Origin of the sequence: Lachnoclostridium phytofermentans (assembly GCF_000733755.1) — a bacterium.
GTDB classification, from domain to species: Bacteria; Bacillota; Clostridia; order Lachnospirales; family Lachnospiraceae; genus Lachnoclostridium; species Lachnoclostridium phytofermentans_A.
Genome location: NZ_JPOF01000003.1, coordinates 807,491 through 819,491 on the forward strand (window position 1 = coordinate 807,491; position 12,001 = coordinate 819,491).

Annotated in this window: 10 protein-coding genes; 2 read left to right on the top strand and 8 right to left on the bottom strand. The window is 36.0% G+C overall.

What is annotated here, in order from left to right; all coding sequences use genetic code 11:
* Positions 1–134 precede the first annotated feature (134 nt).
* Genes purD through purM form a run of 3 tightly spaced genes read right to left on the bottom strand, consistent with a single transcriptional unit; the run spans position 135 to position 3,074 of the window.
* The gene (gene purD / locus CC92_RS0108930; RefSeq protein WP_029503231.1) at positions 135–1,406 is read right to left on the bottom strand and encodes a phosphoribosylamine--glycine ligase; all 1,272 of its coding nucleotides are present in this window, start codon (positions 1,404–1,406) and stop codon (positions 135–137) included.
* A 25-nt stretch (positions 1,407–1,431) separates the two neighbouring features.
* Positions 1,432–2,055 carry a phosphoribosylglycinamide formyltransferase gene (gene purN / locus CC92_RS0108935; protein ID WP_029503230.1) on the bottom strand — a complete coding sequence of 208 codons (624 nt, stop codon included), beginning with the start codon at positions 2,053–2,055 and terminating at the stop codon, positions 1,432–1,434.
* On the bottom strand, positions 2,049–3,074 hold the full coding sequence (gene purM / locus CC92_RS0108940) for a phosphoribosylformylglycinamidine cyclo-ligase (protein WP_029503229.1): 1,026 nt from the start codon (positions 3,072–3,074) through the stop codon (positions 2,049–2,051). The genes purN and purM overlap by 7 nt, the downstream gene beginning before the upstream one ends.
* 359 nt (positions 3,075–3,433) lie before the next feature.
* On the opposite strand from purM, the gene CC92_RS0108945 reads away from it, so the two are divergent.
* Together CC92_RS0108945 and CC92_RS0108950 are read left to right on the top strand one after the other, a co-directional pair.
* Positions 3,434–3,775, top strand: coding sequence for a PadR family transcriptional regulator (locus CC92_RS0108945; RefSeq protein ID WP_029503228.1), 342 nt, complete (start codon positions 3,434–3,436; stop codon positions 3,773–3,775).
* Complete coding sequence (locus CC92_RS0108950) at positions 3,775–4,833, top strand: HAAS signaling domain-containing protein (protein ID WP_029503227.1); 1,059 nt, start codon at positions 3,775–3,777, stop codon at positions 4,831–4,833. Before CC92_RS0108945 ends, CC92_RS0108950 begins: the two co-directional genes overlap by 1 nt.
* 253 nt (positions 4,834–5,086) lie before the next feature.
* Here CC92_RS0108950 and CC92_RS0108955 read toward each other — a convergent pair whose 3' ends face one another.
* From CC92_RS0108955 to CC92_RS0108975, 5 genes are all read right to left on the bottom strand, one after another.
* Positions 5,087–7,657, bottom strand: a complete 2,571-nt coding sequence (locus CC92_RS0108955; protein WP_029503226.1) for a CoA-disulfide reductase — start codon at positions 7,655–7,657, stop codon at positions 5,087–5,089.
* A 468-nt stretch (positions 7,658–8,125) separates the two neighbouring features.
* Positions 8,126–8,632 (bottom strand): 5-(carboxyamino)imidazole ribonucleotide mutase, encoded by a 507-nt coding sequence (purE, locus tag CC92_RS0108960; RefSeq protein WP_029503225.1) that lies wholly within the window; start codon positions 8,630–8,632, stop codon positions 8,126–8,128.
* Positions 8,633–8,723: 91 nt separating this feature from the next.
* Complete coding sequence (locus CC92_RS0108965) at positions 8,724–10,805, bottom strand: aminopeptidase (protein WP_029503224.1); 2,082 nt, start codon at positions 10,803–10,805, stop codon at positions 8,724–8,726.
* 144 nt (positions 10,806–10,949) lie between these two features.
* Positions 10,950–11,273, bottom strand: coding sequence for a DUF6142 family protein (locus CC92_RS0108970; protein WP_029503223.1), 324 nt, complete (start codon positions 11,271–11,273; stop codon positions 10,950–10,952).
* A 27-nt stretch (positions 11,274–11,300) separates the two neighbouring features.
* Positions 11,301–11,795 (bottom strand): VanZ family protein, encoded by a 495-nt coding sequence (locus CC92_RS0108975; RefSeq protein ID WP_242841349.1) that lies wholly within the window; start codon positions 11,793–11,795, stop codon positions 11,301–11,303.
* Positions 11,796–12,001: the final 206 nt, after the last annotated feature.

Here is a 12,001-nt window from a genome sequence, read left to right on the forward strand (position 1 = left end):
AAAAATAAACCGTTTCACTATCTACATGATAGGAAACGGTTCATAACATCACTTTATGGACTAATTCGATTTTAAAGTATTTTTTATTATCCTAACTCTTGAAGCAGCATACAAGCCATGCAAATAACTATCGATTATGCCTCTTCTATCGCTTTTCCAATATCGTTTCTCTTATATTTATTAGAAAACTGTACCCATTCTGTTGCTTCATAAGCTTTCTTACGAGCCTCACGCAGATCTTTTCCGGTTGCGGTTACTCCTAACACCCTACCACCATTTGTTACGATACCCTCATTTGTCTTCTTTGTACCTGCATGAAAAGCATAATAATCTGTTTTATCTTCAAATGCAGAAAGACCATGGATTACAAATCCCTTCTCATAATGTTCAGGATAGCCTTCGGATGCTAACACAACACAAACCGCAGCATTATCGTAAAATTCCAAAGGGATTTCCTCTAGCCTTCCATCAATACAAGCTTCCATTACATCGATGATATCATTCTTCATTCGTGGTAATACTACCTGTGCCTCTGGATCACCAAATCTCGCATTGTACTCAAGTACTTTAGGTCCCTTCTCGGTCAACATAAGTCCACAAAATAGGATACCGGTAAAGTCTCTGCCTTCCTTTTTCATAGCATCAATGGTAGCCTGATAAACGTATTTCTTACAAAAATCATCTATCTCCTTAGTGTAGAATGGGCTTGGAGAAAAGGTTCCCATTCCGCCCGTATTTAGCCCTTGATCACCATCTTTCGCACGTTTGTGATCTTGAGCACTTGTCATAGGCTTGATTGTCTTCCCATCGCAAAAAGCCAATACTGATACTTCTCTACCAGTCATAAACTCCTCTACCACAAGACGATTTCCTGCTTCTCCAAACTGCTTATCAAGCATAATGCTTTTTACACCATCTAGGGCTTCTTCATACGTATTACAAATTAATACTCCCTTTCCAAGTGCAAGTCCATCTGCTTTTAATACGATTGGATAATGAGCAGTTTCTAGATACTTAATTGCCTCCTTGGCAGAATCAAATGTCTCATACGCCGCTGTAGGAATTTGATATTTCTTCATTAAGTCTTTCGAAAATGCTTTGGATCCTTCAATAATAGCAGCATTCTTTCTAGGTCCAAACACTCTAAGTCCTTGCGCTTCAAAAACATCTACGATACCGCCAACAAGGGGATCATCCATACCAATAATAGTTAAATCTACTTCTTTTTCCTTTGCAAAGGCTACTAACTTGTCGAATTCCATTGCTCCGATTGCTACGCACTCTGCGATCTCTTCTATACCGGCATTACCCGGTGCACAATATATTTTAGTAACACGTCTGCTTTCCGAAACTTTTCTAGCAATGGCATGCTCTCTTCCGCCACCACCTACGATAAGTATATTCATAATTACCTCTTTTCTACGTCATCCACTAACTCACGATAGCAATGTTATCTTTTATCTTTACTCTACCGTTCGCTATTGCATCAATAGCCTGAGGAAGAATGATCCACTCTGCTTCCTCCATCACCCGCTTTTGAAGACTTTCTGGGGTATCCGAAGGCTTTACGCAAACTGCCTTTTGTAAAAGAATCGGTCCAGAATCTGTTCCCTCATCTACAAAATGAACGGTTGCCCCCGTTATTTTATTTCCTCTTTCTAACACAGCTTCATGGACACGTAGACCATAAAAACCTGCACCACAAAAAGAAGGAATTAAGGACGGATGGACGTTAATTATTTTATTTGGATAATTTTCTACTAATGCTTTTGGTAAGATGACTAAAAATCCAGCCAATACGATTAAGTCTGGATGATAATCATCAATAGTTTTTAAAAGCGCTTCATGGAATTCTTCTCTTGACTCAAAGTCTTTGGGAGATACGCTACAAGCATCAATGCCATAATTCCTTGCTCTTGTTAGAGCATAGGCATCCTTTTTATTACTTATAACCGATACGATTTCCGCATTGCTAATACGACCTATTCGAATACTATCTATGATAGCCTGAAGATTGGTTCCACCACCGGATACCAGCACTACGATTCTTAGCATAGGCAGATTCCCTTCTCTCCATCCTTAATCTCGCCAACAATATAAGCTGTTTCTCCTGCCGCTTTGATTAAGTTTACTGCTTTGTCTGCATCTGCTTTATCAACAGCAACCATCATACCAATACCCATATTGTAGGTATTATACATCATATGCTCTTCAATACTTCCATCCTTTTGTAACATTTTAAAAATTGGTGGAATGTCATAAGAATCTTTTTTTACAACAGCAGTAACACCCTCACGTAACATTCTTGGAATGTTCTCATAAAATCCTCCACCAGTGATATGAGAGCATGCTTTTACTTCCACATTCTCTGTCTTTAAACTATTCAGTGCTTTTACATAGATTTTAGTTGGTGTAAGAAGAACTTCTCCAAGTGTTGCAGAAAGACTTTCATAATACGTAGTAAGAGCTTCCTTCTTCATATTAAATACTTTACGCACCAAAGAATATCCATTGCTATGAATACCAGAGGAAGCAATTCCAATTAAAACATCACCAGCTTTTAAGTTTTCTCCTGTAATTAATTTCTTCTTGTCAACGATACCAACTGCAAATCCCGCAAGATCATATTCATCCACTGGATAAAATCCAGGCATTTCAGCTGTTTCACCACCAATTAATGCAGCATTCGACTGTTTACAACCTTCTGCTACACCACTAACAATCGTAGCAATCTTCTCAGGCTCATTCTTCCCACAGGCAATATAGTCTAGGAAGAATAATGGCTCTCCACCAGCGCATGCTATATCATTTACACACATAGCAACACAATCAATCCCGATCGTATCATGCTTGTCTAATACAAAAGCAAGTTTTAACTTTGTACCAACACCATCGGTACCAGATACTAAGGTAGGTTCCTCCATGTCTTTAAAGGAGGCCAAAGAAAATGCACCCGAGAAACCACCTATTCCCGTTAACACCTCACTTCTCATCGTTCCCTGAATATGTTTTTTCATCAGTTCTACAGCCTTATAACCTGCTTCAATGTCTACTCCTGCTTTCTTGTAATCCATGGATACCCTCCTGATAATGTATTTTAAAATTTCTTCTTAGCTCTCTTTTGTTTATTTCATGATTGATAGATTCGCTTATCTTCTCTTATTTTCACAACCTATTTACGAGTATCATTCTACCATATGTTCCATCCTTTGTCGTTAATTTTCCATTCTTAATTTCTTATCTCATTTATTATTCTAACTTATAAGCCTATAAGCTATGCTATAAAAATGCACCCATACTCTTATAAATTAGGTTCCTATTTTCAAGATTTTTATTATTCAAATACAGATGCAAAACTATTTTATATTTTATAATATTGTGTTGTTGACAATACTGTATATCATACAGTATAATGTATCCAGGAGGTGGAAATATGGGTGATGAAAAGGACTTAGTTTCTGGCTTAATACTAGAACTAAGAAGAGGTACTTTGATCCTTAGCGTTTTGAGCTTATTAAAAAATCCAAGATACGGATATTCTCTTGTACAAGCATTAGAAGAAAAAGGCGTATCCATAGATCCTAATACATTATATCCACTGCTAAGAAGGTTGGAGAAACAAGGTTTATTACAAAGTGAATGGGAAATGGGTGAATCAAAGCCTCGTAAATATTACCATAGAACTGAATTTGGGAATACAGTCTATTCCCAATTAAAAGAGCAATGGCTTATGATGTCTGAGAATCTGAATCAATTATTAATGGAGGAGTCTTGATGGAAAAACAACAAAATGATTTAATGAATCGGTATATATATCAAGTAATCTCACAACTTCCGAGAGATCAAAGAGCAGAAATAAAGATGGAACTAGAAGAACTCATTAGTGATATGTATGATGCCAGAAATAATGATACTGATATGGAGAATATTTTGCTTGAACTTGGAGATCCAATGGAGTTTGCAAAACGTTACCGAGATGAAAGTAAATATCTCATTAGCCCAGAATACTTCGATGATTATTGCTGGCTCGTTAAAATTGTATTGGCTGCCGTTGCGTTATCCGCAATTGTTTCTTTTATTGTTCAACTCCTATTTAGTGAAAACAGTTTGCTTACTTGCTTAATAAATTTAGCTAGTACTTTGTTTATGGGTAGTATTTGTGGCTTTGGAATAATTACTCTTATCTTTGCTTTTCTACAGCACCAGCATATAAAAGTGGAATTTCTTAAAAAATGGAAACTCGATCAACTAATGAGCACGAATGGAGATTTTGATGTACAGACATGGAAACCAGAATATCTCCCTAAGGTACCTGATAAAAAGGCTCTCATTAACAGAGGGGATAGCATAGCAGGTATTATCTTCACAATAATATTTGCCATTGTTATTATCTTGCTGCCTTCCATTGAACGCTTGGGCATTATGACCAAAAATGGTGTTAAGGTCATATCTCCGATTAACATAGAGGTCTGGAATATTATATTACCAATGATATTAATAAGTTTTGTTATTGGGATAGCTTATGAGATTGTAAAACTAATCACAGGTAGATATAACGTACGAGTAATGATCATGTGTATTATTACTGGGATATTTCAGATTATCATAACTTTTATACTTTTAAAGATGATTCCATTCTTTAATCCTGATTTTATAACTTTTCTAGAAACTGAAATAGGAGCTACATTAAATTCTAATTTTGATTTTATCTCCTGGTGGAATTCGGATTTTATTATTAATTTCCTACTTTTCTTTGGCATCATGGTTGAGTTAATAGAAATGGGAGTAACCATCTATAAAACTTGGAAATATGGTTTAGATTCAAGAGGATAAGTATATAGATTCAAAAGGTTATGATTTTTAGGTATAATAGATTTAGAAGCACGCTTCGCGTACTTCTCCTTGTCATGAATTAACAGCTTTAAGGAATACTATCTTTAAAGCTATAAGATGAATTAACAAAAAGGTGAATATGCCATTTAACCAATGGGCCGATTCACCTTTTTCATATCAATATAATCTATCACCTAAAACTGCACTACAACTCTTTATCACCCTTGCTACATTGCTTATTACGTTTCGTTCTTTAAACAAATAAATTAACATTAGATTCTTCTGCATCTCCAAGGTAAGTTGCAACTCCAGCAAACTCTACCCCGTCAAGTAATTCTTCTTTCGTAATTCCCATGACATCCATCGACATTGTACAAGCAACTAGCTTAATTCCACTCTTCAATGCTTGCATCATCAATTCTTCCACAGAATTTACATTCTTATCTTTCATTACTTTTTGCATCATCTTCGTTCCCATACCGCCCATATTAAGCTTTGACAGCTTTAATTTCTTGCTGCCTCTAGGCATCATAGCACCGAACATTCTATCCATAAATGGCTTCTTTACTTTCACTTTTTCTGGCTTTCTTAATGCATTTAATCCCCAGAAGGTAAAGAACATAGTAACAGGTCTTCCAAGCGCTTTTGCGCCATTTGCAATAATAAAGGAGGCTAATACTTTATCTAGGTCACCGCTGAATACAATTATTGTCTTACCTTGTGGTAGTGTGGTCGGAACAATAGAATTTAAAATCGAACACGATTCATTTCCTTTTTTGATGTATACGGTATTTTCTTTTGAGCCACGCTCTACTTTTACTAAGGTGTTTCCTGTTCGTCTACACCATGCTTCTACATCTCGTGCAAATCCCATATCGGTTGCAGTTACCTTTATTACTTCCCCATCCTTACATTTGGAAAGTGTCTCATTTACCTTTAAAATAGGTCCAGGACACTGAAGCCCACAGCAGTCTAAGATATGGATTTCTTCTACCGGTATCTCTTTTAATGCTTCGCTTCCCATTAACGCTTCACTCTCTTGCATTTTTTTCATAGGAGCTTCTGCTGCCTCTACTTTTTCTGAACCATTCGTTAAACTTTCTTCTGATCTCATATCTTCCTCATTCTTTTTATATGCATTGAAATATACTTCATGATGCATCGCCTTATAAAATGAAGTTCCACCTGATAACACCTTCACTTTATGAAATCCATGTTGTTCCAAAATTCGAGCTGCATTATAGGAACGTACCCCAATTGCACAATATGGAACAATCGTTTTATTTTTATCTAACTCATCCAATCTTTGTCGTAGCTGTCCAAGAGGTATGTGATAAGATTTTGGTATCTGATATACCATTCGTTCTACTTCTTCTGTTACATCAAGTACGATATAGTCTTTCGATTGTTCTTCCTCTGCTAGAATCTCATCAAGCTCCTTAGGTTCAATAAAACTTACGAGACCATTTAAGATATTCTCAGCGGTAAATCCCAGCATATTAACTGGGTCTTTTGCTGAAGAAAATGGTGGTGCATAAGCAAGTTCAAGTTCCGTTAGATCATGTACTTTACCACCTAGCTTCATCACAGTTGCTAATGTATCGATTCTCTTATCTGCTCCTTCCACACCAACGATTTGACCACCATAGATTTGTCCCATCGTACCAAATATAAGCTTTAGTGCCAAAGTAGTAGCCCCCGGATAATATCCTGCATGTGATTTCTGATAAATGAGCGCGGTATGATAGTCAACATCCTTCTTCTTACCAAGCTGCGTTAACATTCTCTCATTTACCCCGACACTAGCGCTTGTTAAGTCAAATACTTTTGCGACCGAAGTTCCCATTGTACCTTGATACTTTAAGTTATCTCCAGCAATATTATCAGCAGCTATTCTTGCCTGCTTGTTAGCTGGTCCTGCTAAAGGAATCATTGTTTTATTTGATAGAATTGGATTCTCTACTTCTATTACATCGCCGACTGCATAGATGGAAGGGTCTGATGTCTGTAGATATTCATTGACAACAATACCACCACGCTCGTTAAGTACAAGATTAGCTTCCTTTGCAAGTTTACTATTTGGCTTGATGCCGATTGATAAGATAACCATATCTACAGTACAAGATTTTCCACTGTTAAGTAATATCTTTGTTTTCTCACCATGTTCCAAGGCTTTCATACCATCGGATAAGATTAACTCCACTCCCTGATTTCGAATCTGTTCATGAAGTAGCTGTGCCATTTCAAAATCCAGCGTTGGCATCACTTGATTTTGCATCTCTATCATGGTTACAGATAATCCTGCGGCATGAAGGTTTTCTGCCATCTCAATTCCTATAAAGCCGCCACCAATTACTGCAGCACTCTTTGGTTTTTCTCTGTTTAAGTACTCCTTTATAGCATCTGTATCTGGAACATTCCATAATGTAAAAACATTCGAAGCTTCAATTCCCTCAATCGATGGGCGAATTGGAGAAGAACCTGTTGCTATAATAAGTGTATCGTAACTTTCTTCGTAAGGTTCTGCTTCTCCAGCCTTCTTTACGATTACTTTTTTCTCCTCGGGATTGATTTTCACTACCTCACTATGAACTCTAACATCAATATTAAACTTAGATTTCATTCCGGCAGGTGTTTGTAATAACAGGGCATCTCTACTTTTAATCACATCACCGATATAATAAGGGAGACCACAATTCGCATAAGAGATTTCTCCCCCTTTTTCAAAAACTATAATTTCCATCTCTTCATCACGTCTTCGTAAGCGTGCTGCCGCAGTAGCCCCGCCTGCTACTCCACCAATAATCACTGTCTTTTTTCTCATCGCTATCCCTCCAATTAAGATTTTTAAAACTAATATTTATAACAAAATACAACTTATGTGAAATTGCGTAGCTATTTCTCATAAAATGTGCGTTATTTTGCACCGTAAATCCGATGAAAGGAACTGGCTTTGGGTTCCATTCATTTAACTGGATCATACTCTTTCGTATTTCGTAAAATCTATTCTTATCTTTATCATTAGATACCACTTATCAAAATAATCTTTCAAAATGATTGATTATTTTTTAACAATATAGATTAGATATGAGGTATCTTACCTTTTATATATTTTATGAACAGTATAGCTCTGTAATAATTATCCGTCAGTGATTAAATCACATATCCTAACTGCAGAACAAAGAGCTATTACATAATAGGGTTAAACCTATTGTTGTAATAGCTCCTTTTGTTTACTTAGGATGATTTATTGTTTCGTTCTAATGTTATACAAAGCTTAATTATTGGGGGATTACTTCATGTATTCTTTGTAGCCAACATTCTCAAGCTTCTCTTTTTTTACTAATACAGAAGCTTTTAACTCTTCTTTGTAAGCTTTTAACTTCTCGAGCAATTCTGGATCAGAAGTTGCTAATATTTTTGCTGCTAAAATACCTGCATTTGCTGCTCCATCAATTGCCACTGTTGCTACTGGAATACCTGCTGGCATTGAAACGATGGAGTATAGGGAATCTACACCGCTTAATGCTTTTGAGTGAATTGGTACACCGATTACTGGCATAGGAAAAATAGCTGCTGACATTCCTGGAAGATGTGCTGCACCACCTGCACCCGCAATAATTACTTTGAATCCCTTTTCTTCTGCTTTTGTAGCATAATCAAAGAAAACGTCCGGCATTCTGTGCGCACTAATTACAGTTATCTCGTAATCAATTCCAAATTTCTCAAGCATTTCTGCTGCCTTACTCATTACTGGAAGATCTGAGTCGCTTCCCATTACAATTCCTACCTTAGCCATGTTAAATACATCCTTTCCTTTTGCTTTCTATCTTTAGGTAACTCCCCACTTTATGGAGAAGTAACTTTTAAAAGGGTGATTACTTCTCTTCTTATTGAAGCTCTTTTAATGCATCATTTAATTGCTCTGTCCCTGGTAGAACAAAACGCCCATCTTCTATAATCATAATCTTTTGATTATCCTTGGTATACACTGAAATCTCTTTGATTTCATCATAAGGAATCGTAATGTCTGTATGACAATTTACATAAGCTTTTGCCATATCGGTATGACGAAGGGCAGATACCTCATTTTCTCTTGCGACAATCTCTTTCCCATCCGGATTATATACCTTATGATCCTCGCTTCTACTGTAGCAGGTATCGCCTACTGCAAAATGTGGTCCTGTTTTTTCTGCAATTAGAATTGGCAATTTGCGCTGAATATCAAATTTACGGCCCATTACATATGCTGTTGTATTAGTTCCTATTGCAAACTCTCCCAGAGGAAGAGTATCTCGGTTCATTAAGATATTCTCTTTAACATAGTTCGCATTTTGATCACTGTCAGTAAAATTTGAACAGCTATAGTCAGATATCATACCATCTTCAAAACAGATCTTTAAATCCTTATATTCTAAACCGTTTAAGAAAACCTTGCTCACATTTAAACAGCCATTCGTTCCTGTCAGCTTTGGTGAAGTAAATACTTCTCCAACCGGAATATTAACATCCGCTGTACAGTTCTCAAATATTGTTTCCTTCTCAGGGTTCTTTAGTTCATAAAGCATTACTTTTAAGTCTGTTGTATTCCCATTCGCACCTAAGATTTGGCAGTATACACCTTGATCAAGTGCATCAATGATGTGTTGCTGGATTGCTTTATATTCTTCATTATCCAGATTATTTACTTTGACAGTCTCAGCAAATATATCCTGGAACTTATCTCCGATAGATGGAAGTGGATAAGCAATAATGGTAAAGGAGATTTCCTCTGATTTGATAAACTCCTGCATCATTTGACTTATCTGTCCTTGTGACTGTGTATTTAATTCTTGTTGTTTTTTATCCAAATGAATTACTTCTGGTTTATTCACTGGCTCAAAGTCTGGTTCTCCAAAAGTTTCTAACACAGCTGGACCTGCGTAGGAAGCACATTCCACACGGTATTTTTCCATTGCTGCTTTGGTAGCGACCAAATGACGCTCTGCATAGTTTTTATCAAAGAAAAGTCCTTTATCAAATCGATGGTCGTATTCATATTGTGGGTTAGGACTTGTTGCATAGTAACCTACTTTTCTACCACCCTTACGATTAATCACATCAGTAGCAACACGGTAAACCGTTACTTTCTTTCCTAGATTCTCAAAGTTTTGAAATGCATAACGCATCATACGTTCAAATCCAATGCAGGTACGAATTCCTACAATGCTTTTCTTTGATAAGTCCGCACCCATCATAACAAAACCACGTACATAACCTTCGGTATAAGTATCTGCCATCGCTTTTACTTCCTTAGGTGAAAGTTCATTTAAAAACTCGGCAATTTTTAATTCATTATCTGTAATATATTCTCCGTATTGATAGAGATATCTAAGGTCTGATAAATCGGAATCCATAATAATATCATAAGCAAAGGTATAAGTTGGATCATACATCTCACGCACACGCATGTCCATAAAGTCTTCTGCATAATCGCTCGCAAAGTAATAAATGGCACGTTTTACGTCTTTATAAGTATATTCATCCTCTTCTTCAAAGTAATTGTACACTTCAATAAAGAGTTCAACAGACATGGTAAATGGTAGTAACTTATACTCAAAAGCACATGGAATTAAAGAACGAACTTCTGTTGCCAAAAAGGTTATAATCTTACCATATTCCTCACCAAATACCGAAACTGCATAAGCAGGATTTGCATAACTTTGGTTATAATTATTATCTAGAATATCTTCATACAGTTCCGTGTTTTGCTGTTTTAACTGCTCTAGTGTTAATTTTGCCTGCTCTCCACTTTTTACTGCTAACGCTATATGATATAACTTTAGTAAAAAGGCAGCATTTTTCTTAAAAAAGTCACGGTACTTCTCACACACAGTATCCTCAGTTAACATTACCTGTAAGCGTTCCATCGATAATGATAGCCTCTCTAATGCTGCTTCATTTTCTTCCTGTAAACGTTGAATCGTTCTCATATTTCACCATTCCTTCTTTCTATGCTTTCTATTTTGCTTTTGTAACTAAAGAAAGATTTTAATCTTCTTTGAACTCTATTTAATTTTTCATTTGCTTTCACATTTATTTAGTAGGCTCTCTACTTTACTATAATCTCTCAATGTTTAAATCACAATTCCTAGAATATACAAGCAAAACAAGCTTATCATCATAATACCATTGATGCCAATCCCTAGAATAGGTGCAACCAGATAAATATCTTTTTCTTGAAAACTCTTATATCCTGCAATAAAACCATAAATAGATGCCAAAAAGGTTGTTATACCAACTGCACCCAGAACGATATCCCCTTGCCCCTTATTGATACCTGAGATAAATGAAATGGTGAAGAAGGATATGATTACAGCTAGTCCTAACAAAAATGACAGGATTCCATTCTTTGAATGCACTCTTCCTTTAAATTTATACTTTGCTTTTTTTAGTATCATGAATTCCTCCTGTTATTTTGCCTGTGATTATTCCATACGATATTTATGGTGACTACTCTTTCTTACTTTGTATACCGTATAAATCGCAAGCATAATCCTGTAGCATATATAGCCAAGTACTCCTCCAATGGTATTAAGTAATAAATCATCAACATCAAAACTTCCTATTTGATAAAGAAGTTGTATTGTCTCAATCGTTAACGTAAGTCCAAAACTCCAAAAAAGAACAGAGAAAAAACCTCTCCGCTTTAAACTAATCATCGGTAGGCAAAACCCAAATGGCATAAACGCAGCTACATTCCCTACCATATTTACCAAAAAACCTTCCAGGCCGACTTCCCTCCGATAAATGAAAAAACGCTTTATTTCTCGAAATAACACTAAATTATAACGGTATCCATTACTCGTATCTGTTCTTCCATATCGTTCACTAAAAAAAAGAAAGTATGACAAACAGGCCAAATAGCCAAGAAAAAGTATCCATACCAATGCTCGTTTTCCCGTAGTTAAATTACACTTCAAAACACATACTCCTATCATGTCATACTAGAATCTCTATTATTATACACTAGCATTTCCACATATTCAAGAATAACAAAATTGTCATACTTAATAAAATAACCAATTTCTATGATTTTAGCCTATGATATGATTTATAAAAAGTTTAAAAAAAGGAGTGCATAAAACAACAATTGTCGTTCCATGCACCCTTTTTATTTATAACAAGG